The sequence below is a fragment of the Mesorhizobium sp. Root554 genome, assembly GCF_001427025.1.
GTDB lineage: Bacteria > Pseudomonadota > Alphaproteobacteria > Rhizobiales > Rhizobiaceae > Mesorhizobium.
The window spans coordinates 188,138-203,773 of record NZ_LMGA01000001.1; the positions used below are offsets into that span (position 1 = coordinate 188,138).

Annotated in this window: 14 protein-coding genes and 1 pseudogene; 3 read left to right on the forward strand and 12 right to left on the reverse strand. The window is 63.9% G+C overall.

Features of this window, described 5'->3' with window-relative positions; all coding sequences use genetic code 11:
- The first annotated feature begins 493 nt into the window (after window positions 1-493).
- Entirely contained in the window at window positions 494-1,051 is a 558-nt protein-coding gene (locus tag ASD44_RS18895) for a class I SAM-dependent methyltransferase (RefSeq protein ID WP_348271190.1), read from the forward strand.
- A 12-nt stretch (window positions 1,052-1,063) separates the two neighbouring features.
- Here the strand turns inward: ASD44_RS18895 and ASD44_RS00905 are convergent, their stop codons facing one another.
- The 4 genes from ASD44_RS00905 to fabA all read right to left on the reverse strand — a co-directional run bounded on the left by ASD44_RS00905 (window position 1,064) and on the right by fabA (window position 5,340).
- Window positions 1,064-2,614: a bifunctional diguanylate cyclase/phosphodiesterase gene (locus ASD44_RS00905; RefSeq protein ID WP_056107531.1), complete on the reverse strand. Its 1,551-nt coding sequence runs from the start codon at window positions 2,612-2,614 to the stop codon at window positions 1,064-1,066.
- Between the two features lie 131 nt (window positions 2,615-2,745).
- Window positions 2,746-3,558, reverse strand: a complete 813-nt coding sequence (gene fabI / locus ASD44_RS00910) for an enoyl-ACP reductase FabI (protein ID WP_056107533.1) — start codon at window positions 3,556-3,558, stop codon at window positions 2,746-2,748.
- 12 nt (window positions 3,559-3,570) lie between these two features.
- Complete coding sequence (gene fabB, locus ASD44_RS00915) at window positions 3,571-4,794, reverse strand: beta-ketoacyl-ACP synthase I (protein ID WP_056107536.1); 1,224 nt, start codon at window positions 4,792-4,794, stop codon at window positions 3,571-3,573.
- Window positions 4,795-4,824: 30 nt separating this feature from the next.
- Window positions 4,825-5,340: a 3-hydroxyacyl-[acyl-carrier-protein] dehydratase FabA gene (fabA, locus tag ASD44_RS00920; RefSeq protein WP_056115172.1), complete on the reverse strand. Its 516-nt coding sequence runs from the start codon at window positions 5,338-5,340 to the stop codon at window positions 4,825-4,827.
- A gap of 224 nt (window positions 5,341-5,564) precedes the next feature.
- Between fabA and irrA the strand changes: the two genes are divergently transcribed.
- Window positions 5,565-6,023, forward strand: coding sequence for an iron response transcriptional regulator IrrA (gene irrA, locus ASD44_RS00925; RefSeq protein ID WP_056107539.1), 459 nt, complete (start codon window positions 5,565-5,567; stop codon window positions 6,021-6,023).
- A gap of 54 nt (window positions 6,024-6,077) precedes the next feature.
- Here the strand turns inward: irrA and ASD44_RS00930 are convergent, their stop codons facing one another.
- Window positions 6,078-6,629: an SH3 domain-containing protein gene (locus ASD44_RS00930; RefSeq protein WP_056107542.1), complete on the reverse strand. Its 552-nt coding sequence runs from the start codon at window positions 6,627-6,629 to the stop codon at window positions 6,078-6,080.
- Window positions 6,630-6,788: 159 nt separating this feature from the next.
- On the opposite strand from ASD44_RS00930, the gene ASD44_RS00935 reads away from it, so the two are divergent.
- Window positions 6,789-7,790, forward strand: a complete 1,002-nt coding sequence (locus ASD44_RS00935) for a D-glycerate dehydrogenase (RefSeq protein ID WP_056107545.1) — start codon at window positions 6,789-6,791, stop codon at window positions 7,788-7,790.
- 26 nt (window positions 7,791-7,816) lie between these two features.
- On the opposite strand, the gene ASD44_RS00940 is transcribed toward ASD44_RS00935, so the two are convergent.
- The 7 genes and pseudogenes from ASD44_RS00940 to dnaA form a co-directional block, all read right to left on the reverse strand.
- Window positions 7,817-8,239, reverse strand: a complete 423-nt coding sequence (locus ASD44_RS00940; RefSeq protein ID WP_156459731.1) for a DUF4279 domain-containing protein — start codon at window positions 8,237-8,239, stop codon at window positions 7,817-7,819.
- Window positions 8,217-8,636, reverse strand: a complete 420-nt coding sequence (locus ASD44_RS18835) for a DUF126 domain-containing protein (RefSeq protein ID WP_082542534.1) — start codon at window positions 8,634-8,636, stop codon at window positions 8,217-8,219. Before ASD44_RS18835 ends, ASD44_RS00940 begins: the two co-directional genes overlap by 23 nt.
- 249 nt (window positions 8,637-8,885) lie before the next feature.
- Window positions 8,886-10,088 (reverse strand): annotated as a pseudogene (locus ASD44_RS18840) (aconitase X catalytic domain-containing protein); the annotation flags it as partial.
- Entirely contained in the window at window positions 10,085-10,849 is a 765-nt protein-coding gene (locus tag ASD44_RS00950) for a molybdopterin-synthase adenylyltransferase MoeB (protein WP_056107547.1), read from the reverse strand. The gene ASD44_RS00950 and the pseudogene ASD44_RS18840, both read right to left, overlap by 4 nt.
- A gap of 205 nt (window positions 10,850-11,054) precedes the next feature.
- Window positions 11,055-12,188 carry a DNA replication/repair protein RecF gene (gene recF, locus ASD44_RS00955; RefSeq protein WP_056107550.1) on the reverse strand — a complete coding sequence of 378 codons (1,134 nt, stop codon included), beginning with the start codon at window positions 12,186-12,188 and terminating at the stop codon, window positions 11,055-11,057.
- A 172-nt stretch (window positions 12,189-12,360) separates the two neighbouring features.
- Window positions 12,361-13,479 (reverse strand): DNA polymerase III subunit beta, encoded by a 1,119-nt coding sequence (gene dnaN, locus ASD44_RS00960; protein WP_056107553.1) that lies wholly within the window; start codon window positions 13,477-13,479, stop codon window positions 12,361-12,363.
- Window positions 13,480-13,678: 199 nt separating this feature from the next.
- The gene (gene dnaA, locus ASD44_RS00965) at window positions 13,679-15,220 is read right to left on the reverse strand and encodes a chromosomal replication initiator protein DnaA (RefSeq protein WP_056107556.1); all 1,542 of its coding nucleotides are present in this window, start codon (window positions 15,218-15,220) and stop codon (window positions 13,679-13,681) included.
- Window positions 15,221-15,636: the final 416 nt, after the last annotated feature.

Sequence of the window (15,636 nt, forward strand, 5' to 3'; positions counted from 1 at the left end):
GACCCTCCCCACAAGGGGGAGGGTGGAGATCGCCGCCATGATTTCGGATGTCCTGAAAACCCTTTTTCATCCCTTCGAAACGGAGATGCTGGCAGCGCCCGCCGAAGGCGCGCGCACCCTCTTCCTTGGCGCCGAACCGGGCTTTCGCCTGCCGGAAGGATGGGGCGGTGCGATTGACGCCATACAGGGCTTTCGTCCTGATTTTCTCGGGCTTGAACGGGCCGGCCATGCATTGACGCCGCGCGCCGAGGGAACGGGCTACGACATGGCCTTGATCCTCGCCGGCCGTCATCGCGGCCAGAACGAATTGCGCATCGCCGAAGCGATGGAGCGCACGGCGGCGGGCGCGTTGATCGTTGTCGCCGGCAGCAAGGATGACGGCGTCGCCAGCCTGCGCAAGCGATTGGGCGAATTGATCGAGCTGGAAGGCTCGCTGCCGAAATATCACGGCATCGCTTTCTGGTTCCGCGTCCCGGCGGAGGCTGCCTCGGTGATGAAACCTCTGCGCGCCGCCAATCCGGCGCTGCTTGTCGAAGGCCGCTTTCATACCGCGCCCGGCATGTTTTCCTTCGACCGGGTCGATCCGGGGTCGAGGCTGCTGGCGGAAAACCTGCCGAAACTGTCGGGGCAGGTGGCCGACTTCTGCGCCGGCTGGGGCTATCTGTCGGCGGAAATCCTGCGTCGAATTCCCGAAATCGCTGCTCTCGACCTTTACGAGGCGGACTATGACGCGCTGGAGGCGGCAAAGGCCAATATCCGCCCGGCCAGGTTCCAGCCGGGTTTTTTCTGGACCGATTTGCTGCGGGAACAGGTCACGCGCCGCTACGACGCCATCGTCATGAACCCGCCGTTCCACCGCGGCCGCGCGACGGAACCGGAAATCGGCGCCGGCATGATCCGCGCCGCGGCGAAGGCGCTGAAAGGCGGCGGCAGGCTGGTCATGGTCGCCAACCGGCGGCTTCCCTATGAGGCTGTGGTGTCCGCTAGCTTTGCTAACTGCGCCGAGATCGCGGGGGACTCCAGCTTCAAGGTGCTGACCGCGCGGCGTTGATGCTGGCGTAGGTTAGTGCAGGTTGGCGACCCGCGGCAGCCGTGCGGGGTAGGGCGTGTATGACTTCTCGGTCTCGATGGGCAGCGGAGCCGGCTCGCCAAACAGGAAGCCCTGGACGACATCGCACCCCGCCGCCCTGAGCAGCGTGGCCTGTCTTTCGGTTTCGACGCCTTCCGCGATGATGCTGACCCCGAGCGCCCGCGATAGACCGACAATGGTCGACACCACGGCTCCCGAATTGGCGTCCGACTCCATGCGGCTGACGAAGGAGCGGTCGATCTTGAGCTTGCTGAATGAGAAATCGATCAGATAGCTCAGGTTCGAATAGCCGGTGCCGAAATCGTCGACGGCAACCGAAACCCCCATATCCGACAATTCCTTGAAGATGATCGCGGCGCGGTCGCGGTCCTGCACCATCGCGGTTTCGGTCACTTCCAGCTCCAGCCGCGATGGCTTGATGCCGGTACTGTCCATCGTTGCACGCACGAACTGGACGAAATCCCTGTTCATGAACTGGACGGGCGAGATGTTCACGGCCACGAAACAATCGTCGGGCAGTTGGCGTGCGTCGATGCAAGCCTTGCGCAGAACCCATTCGCCGATAGGACCGATCATGCCGGTTTCCTCGGCGATCGGAATGAACTCCATCGGCGGGATCATGCCGCGTTCGGGGTGGTTCCAGCGGATGAGCGCTTCGTAGCCGACGATGTTGCCACGGAGCAGATCGAGTTGCGGCTGGTAGTAAAGTTCGAAATCGCCGCGGTCGAAGGCTGTCTTCAGCTCGGACTCGACCCATTGCCGGTAGTCCGCCACCCGCCCCATGTCGGGATCGAACACCGCCCAGTTGCCGGAGCCGCTGCTGCGCGCATATTGCAGCGCCAGGTTCGAACGCCGCAGGATCAGAGTCGGATCGAGCCCGTCCTTCGGCATGGCGACGATTCCGATTGAAACGCTGATCGTCTGCAGATGCGATTTCAGCTGGTAAGGCTGCTGCAGCCGCTCGATCAGCATGTCGAGCAGCGTGTCCAGAGAACCCGGTATCTTGTCGTCGTGGAGCAAGACGGCGAATTCGCCGGCGCCCAGGCGTCCGATCAGCGCACCTTCCGGCGCCAGGCTTTTCAACCGCTCGACGAAAAGGCGGATCAGCTCGTCGCCGGCGCTGTAGCCTATGCTGTCGTTGATCGGCTTGAAGCGGTCTATGTCGATATCCACCAGGAAGACCGGCTTGCCAGACCTGATGGTGGCCGATGCGGCCCCGGCGACCTGTCCGACCATGGCGGTGCGTGTCAGCACGCCGGTCATCTTGTCGAAATGGGTTTCCTTGAACACATAGTCGGCGGATTCATCGACGCCGGCGAAGAAGGACATGGCCGCGGTCGCCGCCGTCAGGGCGCACAGCGCCGCGATGACGCCGCCGATCGTCTGCACCGGCATCAGGGCCACATCGCCGCCGAGCCCGATATGCAGGCCCCACAGGCCCAGAATGAAGCTGCCAAAGCCAGAGCTGGCTATGGTCAACAGCCTGAAAGTCGGCGTGCGATTCGGATTGCCCGTCGCTGACATTGTCCCGCAAGTCCCCAAGTTCCGGGAATTGCTACAGGAAATCCCCTTAAAATGGCTTTCCGCCATTCCGTCGAATTTTATGAGACCGGGCTTAAATTCGGAAATTGTAGTTCAAACGTCTGATTTGCGACCTATTCGCGGCCGCCATCGGTCCGTTTGAGCTCGTCCAGCGTCGGCATCGACACGATGTGATAGCCGGAATCGACATAGTGGATTTCGCCCGTCACGCCCGATGACAGACCCGACAGCAGGTACAGCGCCGAGTTACCCACCTCGTCGATGGTGACGGTGCGCCGCAGCGGCGAGTTGCGCTGCTGGTAGCTGAACATGTGCCGCGCATCGGCGATGCCGGCGCCAGCCAGCGTACGCACCGGCCCGGCCGAAATGCCGTTCACGCGGATGCCGCGCGGACCGTAGTCATTGGCGAGGTAGCGGACACTGGCTTCGAGGCCCGCCTTGGCGACGCCCATCACATTGTAGTTGGGCATCACCCGCACCGAACCGGCATAGGTCAGCGTAATCATCGAGCCGCCGTTTTTCATCAAGGCGGCGGCGTGCCGGGCAATCTCGGTGAAGGAGTAGCAGGAGATCACCATTGTGCGGACGAAATTGTCGCGCGTGGTATCGGCGTAGAGGCCCTTCAGCTCGTTCCTGTCGGAAAAGCCGATGGCGTGGACAATGAAGTCGAGCCCGCCCCAGTGCTGGTTCAGCGCTTCGAACATCACCGCCACGGAGTTGCTGTCCTCGACGTCGCAGGGCACGATCAGAGACGCGTTCACCTGCTCGGCCAGGGGAATCACGCGGCGGCCGAAAGCCTCGCCCTGGTAGGAGAAGGCGAGGTCCGCGCCTTGTTCGGCGAGCTTCTTGGCGATGCCCCAGGCGATGGAATGATCGTTGGCGACCCCCATGACGAGGCCGCGCTTGCCTTTCATCAGTGCTTCCATGGCAAGTGGTCCTTATGCCGAATAGCGCTGGAAAACGAGCGTCGCGTTGGTGCCACCGAACCCGAAGGAATTGGAGAGCGCCGTGTCGATCCTGGCGTTGTCGATGCGCTTGCGCACGATCGGCATGCCTTCGAATTCCGGATCGAGGTTTTCGATATGGGCGCTCTCGCCGATGAAGCCGCCTTGCATCATCAGGATCGAATAGATCGATTCCTGCACGCCGGCGGCGCCGAGCGAATGGCCGGTCAAGGATTTGGTTGAGGTTATGTTCGGCATGTTGTCGCCGAACACCTCGCGAATGGCACCCATCTCCTTGGAATCGCCAACCGGCGTGGAAGTTCCATGGGTGTTGATGTAATCCACCGGGCCCTTAACGGTCGCCAGCGCCTGCCGCATGCAGCGGATCGCGCCTTCGCCCGACGGGGCGACCATGTCGTAGCCGTCCGAGGTCGCGCCATAGCCGACGATCTCGGCGTGGATCTTGGCGCCGCGCGCCTTGGCGTGCTCAAGCTCTTCCAGCACCAGCACGCCGGCGCCGCCGGCGATGACGAAGCCGTCGCGACTGACGTCATAGGCGCGCGAGGCGTTCGAAGGCGTGTCGTTGTGCTTGGAAGACATGGCGCCCATGGCGTCGAACAGGTTCGACATCGTCCAGTCGAGATCCTCGTGGCCGCCGGCGAACATGATGTCCTGCTTGCCCCACTGGATCATCTCGGCGGCATTGCCGATGCAATGCGCCGAGGTCGAGCAGGCGGACGAGATCGAATAGTTGACGCCGTGGATCTTGAACCAGGTCGCCAGCGTCGCCGACGCGGTCGACGACATGGCCTTCGGCACCGCGAACGGGCCGATGCGCTTGGGGCTGTTGTTCTTGCGCGTGATGTCGGCGGCCTCGACGATCGTGTGAGTGGAGGGACCGCCCGAACCCATGATGATGCCGGTGCGCTCATTGCCGGAGATGTCGCTCTCCTCGAGACCGGAATCGGCGATCGCCTGCTTCATGGCGACGTGGTTCCACATGCCGCCCTGCGACAGGAAGCGCGCTGCGCGGCGATCGACCAGATCGGTCGGATCGAGCGTCGGGGCCCCCCACACCTGGCAGCGGAAGCCGTGTTCGGCGAAGGATTCGGACCGGGTGATGCCCGACTTCGCATCGCGCAGCGAAGCCATAACCTCGCCGGCATCGTTGCCGATGGACGACACGATGCCGAGGCCCGTCACTACGACTCGTCTCATGCTGCGCTCCTCGTGAAATGGTCGCGGCCGTCAGGCGGCCGACTGCTTGGACAAGCCGACCTTGAGGTCGGTTGCCGCGTATATGGGTTCGCCATCCGCCTTGAGCCAGCCATCGGCGATGCCCAGCACCAGACGCCCGCGCATAACGCGCTTGAAATCGACGCCATATTCCACCTTCTTGACCGAAGGCGTGACCATGCCCTTGAACTTCACTTCGCCGGTCGAAAGCGCCATGCCCTTGCCGGGTTCGCCGAGCCAGCCAAGGTAGAAGCCGGTCAACTGCCACATGGCGTCGAGGCCGAGGCAGCCGGGCATGATCGGGTTGCCGATGAAATGACAGGGAAAGAACCAAAGGTCCGGCTTGATGTCGAATTCGGCGCGGATGAAGCCCTTGTCGAAGGCGCCGCCGGTCTCGCTGATTTCGGTGATGCGGTCGAACATCAGCATCGGCGGATAGGGAAGCTGTGCATTGCCCGGCCCGAACAGTTCGCCGCGCGCACATGCAAGCAGCTCTTCATAGTCGTAGCTGGATTTTGCAACCGCCATCAGCGTCTTCCCCGTCATGCTTCGGGCGTGGTGCGCCCTTGTCCCTTGGCTGTCGTAACACAGTCTGCCGGGCGCGGAAAACCGCCGCCGCGTCGAACGGAGGCTGTACCGCGACCTTTCCCACGGGTCAATGCGCGCTATTGATCGCATCCCGCCGACAGAATATATGTCCGGATGCGCCTGGCGTCTGCTTTTCGCCGGATTTCCGTCGTTCAGGAGGCGCAATGAGGAGGTATGGGTTGAAAACCCAGGTGGATTCGAGTGCCCGGAGCGAAGCGGTGTCGGTAGCGAAAAGGGTCAGGGAGGCCGGTCTGCGGCCAACGCGTCAGCGCATCGCGCTGGCCGATCTGCTGTTCGCCAAGGGCGACCGCCACCTTGCGGCCGAGGAGCTTCACGAAGAGGCTCTGGCGGCCGGCGTGCCTGTTTCGCTGGCCACCGTCTACAACGCGCTGCACCAGTTCACCCAGGCAGGGCTTCTGCGCATCCTGGCTGTCGAAGGCGCAAAGACCTATTTCGACACCAACACCTCGGACCATCACCATTTCTATATCGAAGGCGAGAACCGGATATTCGACATATCGGGCGGCCCCGTGCAGGTCACGAACCTGCCGCAGGCGCCCGAAGGCATGGAAATCGCCAATGTCGATATCATTGTGAGATTGCGGCCGCGCCGTCCGGTTTGACGGCTCCGTTTAAGGCGTGAGCGGCGTAAGTTCGCCGACCTCGGGCCCCAAGCCTCAATCCTTGACCAGCTCTCCCGGATAGGCGCCCCAGACCAGCGACTGGCTGAGCCAGCCCGTGTGTCCGCCCAGCACCATCTCGCACCACTGGCCGTCGCAGGACTTGATCCTGCCGATCACGCCCGGCTCGACCACCGCGACGACCGCGGCGTTCTTGTCCTTGTCGTCCAGCAGGTTGATCTGGGTTTTGTCGCCGCGCTGCCACGGCGCGATGATTGCCGTGCGCTTGCCCGAGAGGAGCGACTGGTTGATCCAGCCTTCCGAGCCGTCGGCATCGCGCACCCGCCGCCAGGTGTCGTATTCCTGGACGATCTCCATCGGCAGGCCGGCCTTGGTGTACATCCAGTCGACCGAATAATTGACGCCGGGGCCGACCCGCGAATTGACGCGCGCCGATTTCAGGCTGACGAAACGGGGCAGGGGCAGGCCGCTGGGACCGAGCGTCACGCTCTGCGCCGCAGCGCTCTGGGCGGAAGCCTGCGGTGAAATCAGGATCGCCCCGAGAAGGGCAGCGCACGTTGCCAGGCGAAGCGACGCGAAAGCGGACACTGTATTTCCCTCGTCATGCGCCGCAGCCCGTGGCCCGGCGCCCCTTTTTCTTTGTCTTCGGCGGTCGCGCTTGTTACATGAGACTGGGAGGCGCGACCGATTTGCAGTTTCGCCTGTCTTGGTTAAAGAGGTCTCAACAGACCCGCATCGAGGGCAGGAATGGCCGGCAAAAAGAAACCTCTGGTCGTCATCACGCGCAAGCTGCCTGACCCGGTCGAAACGCGGATGCGCGAGCTGTTCGATGCGCGGCTGAATGTCGACGACCGGCCGATGACGCAGCCCGAGCTTGTGGCGGCGGTCAAGGAGGCGGACGTTCTCGTCCCGACAGTCACAGACAATATCGACGCCGCCTTGATCGCCCAGGCTGGCGAGAACCTGAAACTGATCGCCAATTTCGGCAACGGCGTCGACAAGATCGATGTCAGCGCCGCCGCCAAGAAGGGCATTACCGTCACCAACACGCCAAACGTGCTGACCGAGGACACGGCCGACATGACCATGGCGCTGATGCTGGCGGTGCCGCGCCGTCTGGCGGAAGGCGCCAACGTGCTCACCGGGGACAAGAAATGGGCGGGCTGGTCGCCGACCTGGATGCTCGGTCGCCGCATCTGGGGCAAGCGCCTCGGCATTGTCGGCATGGGTCGCATCGGCACGGCGGTGGCGCGCCGCGCCAAGGCCTTCGGCCTGTCGATCCACTATCACAACCGCCATCGCGTCCTGCCGGCGGTGGAGGACGAGCTGGAAGCCACCTATTGGGAAAGCCTCGACCAGATGCTGGCCCGCATGGACATCATCTCGGTCAATTGTCCTTCGACGCCTGCGACGTTTCATCTGCTGTCGGCGCGGCGGCTGGCGCTGATGCAGCCCACCGCCTATCTCGTCAACACGGCGCGCGGCGACATCATCGACGAGGAGTCTTTGGTGAAGCTCATCCAGGACAGCAAGATCGCCGGCGCCGGCCTGGACGTTTACGAGCACGAGCCGGCGCTGAACACCAAGCTGCTCAAGCTCGCCAACAAGGGCAAGGTGGTGCTTTTGCCGCATATGGGTTCGGCCACGCTGGAGGGCCGCATCGACATGGGCGAGAAGGTCATCATCAACATCCGCGCCTTCTTCGACGGCCACCGCCCGCCCGATCGGGTCTTGCCGCTTCGAACCTAGGCCGGTTGTTCGCCTGGAACTCTTCGCTACCCGTCGTCATTGCCGGAATAGATGTCCAGCTCAAGTTTGATATTGCGTTGGCCAAGCATCAGCAGCACGTCCGGCATCAAGACTTCGCCTTCATTCCAGCGATTGAGCCAAAGCCCGCAAAAAAAGTCTGCCTCGAAGCGCGAAGTCAAATCGCGCCAAATACTTAGATCGTCTGTCATCCTGCCGAGAAGCTGGCGAATCTGCGTGCTGAGGTCTCCGGGAACAGCCCTCGCGATTTCGAGCGACCATCTACCCGTGCGTGCAATCATTGGTTTGCCCTTAGGCGTGTGCCAAGTGCCGCCTTTCCTCCGAGAGTCACTTGGCTGGACACCTAGCAGGGACGTCACCTCGTCGGGGTCCAATTCATCTCCAAGGAGTCGGAAGGTGACACTCGTTTCACTTACGACGGCCAAGCCCACCTCCGTTTGCCAGGGTCATGGATCCATCGACGGCCACGGAGACGGTGGTCATCTTGAAGGTCTCAAACCTCGCCCGATCCAATCTCACTGCCATCGGCGTCGGCCAGTCCATTTCCCGCGCGACGATGAGGCCGAGCAGCAGGATGGCGTCCGGCTCATGCAGCACCAGCGCCGCCGGCGCGTGGCCGTTATGGGCGAGTTCCAGCAGAACGGCGGACGCCGAGGACGAACCGATCGTGCCGGGCAGGAACAGCACGCGGCCTGAAACACTCTCGCCGCATTGCGGGTGGCGGACGTCGGCGATGCACCCGCTGGCCGGATCGACCCCGCCCCAGAAGCTGATCGGCGCGGTGAGGATGAGGGCCTCGCCGGTGCCGGGAGCGCCGGACACGAGGATTTGGGCTGTGGCGCCATTACCTTGAAGGTTCCCCTTGGCTGGTTCGGTCTGCACACCCCCACCCCTCAAGGGGGAGGAGGACCTCGCTGCCGAGGTGCCCTGCAAACTTGCGGGCTCTTGAGCCGTGGTGGAAATACGACCGAGTTCCCCTCCCTCTTGAGGGGAGGGGTAAGGGGTGGGGGTGCGCCACTCTTGCCCGGCAAGATCCAGAAACACTGGCCGTCCCGCCACCGCGCTTTCCACGCATTCCGCCAGCGAACCGTAAAGCACCGCATAGCCGGTGTTGCCTGGCGCATAATGCGCGAACTTGCCGGAATTGGTCATCAGCACCCCGCCCGAACGTTCGGCCAGGATGGGCGTCACCACCACGCAGGTGTCGGCGACGACCGTCACGCCCGCCGCTTCCAGCGCCTCGCGCCGGCCCTGCCTGTCGAGTTCGGTCACGACGTGACGTCCGGTGCAGGCATAGAGAGGCACGCGCAGCCGGCGCCCGGCGAGCAGCCGCTCCAGCGCGACGAATTCGGCCAGCGAAAGATGCGGGCTGCCGATGGCGACGGCGTCGATCTGGTCCGGGGCCACGGTGGTCGATAGCCTTGCCCGCGCATCCGCCACCATGGCTGGAGTCACCTGGATCGTCATGTCCGCCGGTTTGCCGCCCAGCGCGGTCTCCAGGTCGGGGGCTTCCGGTGTGATGCCGGCGATGTGGAACAGGCCTACCGCCCCGGAAGACGCGGCGGCCGCGCCGAACGCTTTCAGCGCATCCTCGCCCGGATGGCCGGCCATGCCGGCGATGACGCCGACTGCGTCGCCCACTTCGCGACCGTAGAGAGAACCGAGCACCGGCCAGGCGATCTCGGAGTCGAGGAATGTGCGAGGCAGGGCGGATACATCGAACACCAGGCGGGCTCCGCGGTTCTCTTGCCTGTGCAGCCCATAATCCGGCGCGCGGGCGGCAATGGCGCAGGCGATGTCGAGGAAATCGCCGTAGCGGTTGGTGCGCGCGCCGAGCACCGAATTGCAGAACACCACGGCGTTGGACTCGCCCCAGGCGACGTCGGTGCCGAATGCCGGCCTGTGCCCGGCCTGGTAGGGTGCGCAGGTCCAGCTCTGTTCGCAGCCGAGTTCGCGGTAAGCTTCCATCATGCGCCGCGCCATGCCGCGCCGCGGCTCGGCCAGCCGCACATGCGAACAGCCGGTCAGGTCCAGCGCGCCGACATTGAGCGTCGAGCGCACTTTTACCCGGGCGCCGCCCGCAACCAGCCGCTCGGCTAACAGCGTGCCGGAATCCCCGTGATAGAGCGCGCCGTCTATATGTGCGGACTGTATCGGGATGAGCCGAGGCGCGCCGAGCAGGCTCGCGCTGGTCGCGACGATGCGCATCGCCATGGCCGCGCCCTGGCCATCGCGGCCGCCGGCGATTGCACTCTCTTCCACGGTAAGCTGCAGGGTCACGGCCGATGGCTTTTGTAGCGGATCGTGTCGAAGCGGGCGGCCAGCGCGTCATAGAGCAGCAGCCGCCCGACAAGCGGCTCGCCGATGCCGGTGATGAGCTTGATCGCTTCCATCGCCTGCAGCGTGCCGATGACGCCGGTCAGCGCCCCGAGCACGCCGGCCTCGGCGCAGGACGGCACCAGCCCCGCCGGCGGGGCTTCCGGGAAGAGGTCGCGATAGGAGGGATTGGGCTGTCCGTCCGCGCCGGTCTCGAACGGCTTCAGCACAGTCAGGGATCCGTCGAAACGACCGACCGCGGCATGGACCAGCGGCTTTTTCTCCGCCGCGCAGGCATCCGCCGCCGCATAGCGCGTTTCGAAATTGTCGGAGCCGTCGACGACGATGTCATAGGCCCTGACGAGGGCAGCGGCGTTTTCCGCCGTCATGCGGAAATCGTGCAATTCCACCGCGACATTCGGGTTGATGCGGGCAATGGACTGTCTTGCGCTCTCGCCCTTGGCCATTCCGATGGAGTCCGTGCCATGGATGACCTGTCGCTGCAGGTTCGACAGCGAAACCGTGTCGTCATCGACAATGCCCAGCGTGCCGACGCCGGCGGCGGCGAGATATTCCAGTACCGGCGCGCCCAGCCCGCCGGCGCCGATCACCAGCACCCGCGCGCGCTTCAGCTTCTGCTGCCCGCTGCCGCCGATTTCAGGCAGCACGATGTGGCGCGCATAGCGTTCGAGTTCTTCGTCGGTGAGGGGGGTCGCGATGGCCATTGATGAACTTTAGAGCGTTTCGTCTCGGTGCGTCATCCCGCAATTCTCTGCAAGAACGAAATCGACCGGAAACTCCGCCGTCGTCCCGGCCAAGCGAGCTTGCGAGCGCTGAGCCGGGATCCAGTCCGGAACATGGCCTGTGTTCTGGCATGTAACCCGGATATCCGCTCTCCGTTTCGCTCCAAATGGTTTCCGGGATGACGATTTAGCCCATTGCCACAACCGCGCCGTGGTCCACCGACAGGAACAGCGCCCGGCCGGCGAGCGACGAAAACAGCGCGGCGTCGGTTCCCGTCATGAAGGCCTGGCAGTTCAGCTCTTCGAGGATCGCAAACAGCGCCGCGCGCCGTCCGGCGTCGAGATGCGCGGCGATCTCGTCGAGCAGGAGGATGGGCGGCAGGCCGGACATCTCCCCGGTCAGGCGCGCGTGCGAGAGCACGATGCCGACCAGCAGCGCCTTCTGCTCGCCGGTCGAGCAGAGTTCCGCCGGCATCGCCTTTGGCCGGTGCCGCACCACGAGGTCGGAACGGTGCGGGCCGTCCAGCGTGCGGCCGGCGGCCCGGTCGCGCTCGCGGCCCTCGGCCAGCGCTCGCCGGAATTTTTCCTCCACCTCGACGGCGGGCAGAGTGGTGACAGCCTGCTCCAGCTCGCCTTCGAGACCGATATCGGCCTGCGGAAACGGTCCGTCGCCGGGCAGTTTCTCGATCATGACGGCAAGCAGCCGCACCATTTCGGCGCGCGCGGCGGCGATCGCCACGCCGGTCTCGGCCATCTGCGTCTCGATGGCGTCGAACCAGGCGCCATCGCGCGATCCTTCGGAAAGCAGCCGGTTGCGTCCGCGCATGGCTTTTTCGTAGTCGAGCGCGCGCTGGCCATGATTGGCGTCGATGGCGAGCACCAGGCGGTCGAGGAAGCGCCGGCGGTCCCCGGCAGGCCCGGTGAAAAGCGCATCCATCGCTGGCGTTAGCCACACCACCCGCAGCCATTCCAGCATGGCGTCGGCCGAGCGGGCAGGGGCGCCATTGATGCGAACGCGCCGGCTGCTGTCGGCGTCGCCGCCGCCGATGACGCCTGTGCCGATCTCTGCTTCCCCGGCAGGCCCATCCAGCGTGGCGTGGAGGGCGAAGCCGCCATCGCCGCCTTCGCGCGCGATTTCGGCATAGGAGGCGCGCCGCAGCCCGCGTCCCGGCGTGAGCAGCGAGATGGCCTCGAGCAGGTTCGTCTTGCCGGCGCCATTGTCGCCGGTCAACACGACCGGCCCCGGCCGCAGCTCGACGGACAGGATCGCATAGTTGCGGAAGTTTGTAAGCGTGAGCTTACTTATATGGGTGGCGGACACGTCTTATCCTCTCCCTTGCGGGGAGGGTCGGCAAGCGAACGAAACGAAGTGAGGTTCGCGAGACGGGGTGGGGGTATTCAAAAAGTACCTACTCGACAGGTGCAAAGGTTATGCGGCCGACCCCAAACCCGCTCGCTGCGTTTGCGACCCTCCCCGCAAGCAGGAAGGTAAACTACACCCGCATCGGCATCAGAACGTAGAGCGTGTTCTCGTCGCTGGTGTCGTGGATGAGGGTCGGCGAACCGGCATCGGCCAGCATGAAGCGGGCCTCGCTGCCGGTCAGCTGCGCCGCGACATCGAGCAGATAGCGGGCGTTGAAGCCGATCTCGATCGGGTCGGACGAATAGTCCGCCGCCAGTTCCTCCGTCGCGCTGCCGGAATCCGGATTGTTGACGGCGAGCGTCACCTGCCCCTCGGCGATGGAGAGCTTTACCGCCCGGCCGCGCTCGGACGAGATGGTGGAGACGCGATCGACGGCGGCGGCAAAGGTCTGCCGGTCGATGACGAGCTTCTTGTCGTTGCCGGTCGGAATGACGCGCTGGTAATCGGGGAACGTCCCGTCGATCAGCTTGGAGGTCAAAACCACGCTGCCGATGGTGAAGCGGATCTTGGTGTCGGAAAGCTCGGTGGTGACGGCGACATCGGGATCGTCGACGAGCTTCTGCAACTCGCTGACGGTCTTGCGCGGAATGATGATGCCGGGCATCCCTTCCGACCCAGCCGGCGCTTCCATCTCCGCGCGCGCCAGACGGTGCCCGTCGGTCGCCACCGAGCGCAGCTTGAGCTTGCCGCCCGATTCATGCGTGTGCAGGTAGATGCCGTTCAGGTAATAGCGCGTCTCCTCGGTGGAGATCGCGAACTGCGTCTTCTCGATGAGGCCCTTGAGCCCCGCAGAATCCATCCGGAAGATATGCGAGAACGAGCCCGCCGAGAGTTCCGGAAAATCGGATTGCGGCAGGCACTGCAGGCGGAAACTTGACCGGCCGGAAGCGACCGTCATGGCGTTGCCGTCCTCGTCCGTTTTCAGCATCACTTCGGCGCCGTCGGCCAGCTTGCGCACGATATCGTAGAGAAGATGCGCCGGAACGGTGGTGGCGCCGCCCTGTTCAACCTTGGCGGGCGTCGCCTCGGTGACCTCGAGGTCGAGATCCGTCGCCTTCATTTCGAGACTGCCGCCTTCGGCCGCCAAGAGCACGTTGGAGAGAATCGGGATCGTGTTGCGGCGCTCCACCACGCGATGCACGTGGTTCAGAGACTTCAGCAGGTTTGACCGTTCCAGAATAACACGCATGACGAAACAGGCTCGCTTCAATGAATAGGCGGGTCCCCGATCACCGGCGGCCCGCGAACGATCCGAACACGTTCAGAATCCAGTCAAACTGACAGGAAAAGCCTTGCAAAAGCAAGCCCGCGGCGTCGGTTCCGGCGCGGCGGGCAGCCTTTCTGGGGATAAAGCCGGCGGCCGCGAAGCCACCTGCTTTTTCAGCGCGTCAGGCCTGCTCGTTGATCAGCCTTCTGAGCAGCTCCAGTTCCTGCGCCAGCGTGTTGTCGCCGCCGGACAGGTCCTCGATCTTGCGCACGGCATGCAGCACCGTGGTGTGGTCCCGGCCGCCGAAGCGGCGGCCGATTTCCGGCAGCGAACGCGGCGTCATCACCTTGGACAGGTACATGGCTATCTGGCGCGGCTTGACGATGGTGCGCGTGCGCCGGTTGGAGAGCAGTTCCGTCTTCGAGACATTGTAGTGGCGCGCCACGATGCGCTGGATGTCCTCGATGCGGACACGCTTCGGCTCTCCCGTGCGGTAGATGTGGCCGAGGATTTCATCGATGCGATCGATCGTGATCTGAGGCTCGAACGACTTGCGGAACAAAAGCTGGTTGAAAGCGCCTTCCAGTTCGCGTCCGCTGCCCGTCACGGTGCGGGCGATGTGGTTCAGGATTTCTTCGGAAAAATCGAGCGACGTATCGTCCACCTTGGCTGTTGCAAGCCGCATCTGCAGCATGCCGAGGCGCATGGAGAAGTCGGGCGCCGACATTTCCAGCGCCACGCCGCCATTGAGGCGCGAGCGCACGCGCGGCTCGAGCGATTCCAGTTCAGCCGGCGGACGGTCCGCCGCCACCACAACCTGCTTGGCGCTGTCCAGCAGCATGTTGATCAGATGGCAGAACTCGTGCTGGATCGACTTGCCCTGCAGGAACTGCATGTCGTCGATGATCAGAAGGTCGATGTCGCGCAGCTGCTCTTTCAGCGTCAGGGCGTTGTTGTCGCGGATGGCGGTGGCGAAGCGCCACATGAAGTACTCCGCCGTCAGGTAGACGACCCGGGATCTTGGATTGTTGCGCAGCGATTCCGCGGCAATCGCCTGCAGAAGGTGCGTCTTGCCGAGGCCGACCGTCGCGTGGAGGAACAGCGGATTGAAGCGGACGGCGCTTGTGGCGGATTCGGCCACGGCGCGCGCCGCCGCGAAAGCGACGCGGTTGGAGGGGCCTTCGACGAAAGAGGTGAATGTATAGCGCGGATCGAGTGGCGAGCCGAGCACGCTCTGCCGGAACTCGGTCTCCGGGCTGGAAATGCGGGGCGATACGGAGCGCTCCTGCTTGCCTGCGGCATTCAGCGTTCCGGACGACAGCGCCGTCTGCGCCTGCCTGGTTGCCTTGAGCGCCGGGGTGGCTTCGGCTTCCGCTGCGCGCATGTGGCGGGTCGCGGTTCGCACGACGATCTCGACCTTGAGAAGGTCCGGGTTTTCCTGCTTCCACAGTTCGGTGATGAGATCGAGGTAATGCCCGGTGATCCACGAGCGCAGGAAAGCCGTGGGCACCGACATCCGCACGACGGCCTTCGACATCTCGTCCAGCTTCATTCTTCCGAACCAGCTGGAATAGACCTCGCTGCCCAGGCGAGCCTTCAACTGGGTCCTGACGCGTTCGAACCGAAGATCGGTTTCCGTCGTCGCCACCATGCCATTCTCTCCAACCAGATTTCCTGGAAATGGCACGTCGCCGCTCAATTTCCTGTCGATGCCGCTTTGCACTTTTATGTCCCTTATTGTCTCGTCTGTTCTGTCGCCGGGGATGCGCCTCCTGCATCCTTGATCCGGCAACAAATCCAACCGTGCTATCGACGCCTGGTGCCATCGCAACTTATGAATTGCGCTTCAGGCCCAACACCTGACGGCAAAGCACGGCCCTCCGGCGAAACGCCGTTGTCCCTTAAATCACCATGCAAATGACCCCAGTCCCCAACACGCATCGAAAGAACACACAACCCCGTTCGCGAATTGCTTCGCGTCGTGAAAGCCGACGATTTTGGCTGGGTCGAGGGCCAAAGGCCCGTCCCTTTCGATGGACAGACACTAACGAAATCGGCGCCGAAAGGGCAAGGCCAAGTTAAACGCAATTTTAACGAATCAGGGTCTCTGATGGGGCCTTTGGCGCCGCCTTCGAACGG